1 protein-coding gene is annotated in these 379 nt (G+C 62.5%); it reads left to right on the top strand.

Annotated features, from left to right (window positions below):
- Window positions 1-120: 120 nt before the first annotated feature.
- The coding region (locus tag EN808_RS35285) for an aldehyde dehydrogenase family protein (RefSeq protein WP_135918228.1) at window positions 121-379 on the top strand (259 nt) is incomplete at its 3' end.

The following is a 379-nucleotide window of genomic DNA, read 5'->3' as shown; positions in this document are numbered from 1 at the left end:
GTCACAAATTCATCGTCGTGACAGATCGCACTGAAGCCAAGATCGGCGACGTTGTCGGTGTAGCCGTAACGCCCGGCAAGAGCCGGCTCGTCGCGCGCAACTGACCGGGGACGTGAACTGATGAACGTGCGCGAATACGAGAACTGGATCGATGGCGCCTGGGCGACCACCGCTCGCAAGGTGGAACGCAAGTCACCGGCCCATGGCGAACTGCTGGCGCGATTCGCGCAAAGCGACGAGAACGCCGTCAACGCTGCGATCGAAGCTGCCCGAAAGGCCTTCGATAGCCGATCCGTGTGGTCAGCCATTCCCGGCGCCGACAGGGCAAAGGCTCTCGGGCGCTGGGTGGATTTGCTGACCCGTGAGATCGACAGGCTTG

It is taken from the genome of Mesorhizobium sp. M8A.F.Ca.ET.165.01.1.1 (assembly GCF_004792065.1).
Taxonomy (GTDB): Bacteria; Pseudomonadota; Alphaproteobacteria; order Rhizobiales; family Rhizobiaceae; genus Mesorhizobium.
This window is presented reverse-complemented; position numbering and strand designations above follow the sequence as displayed.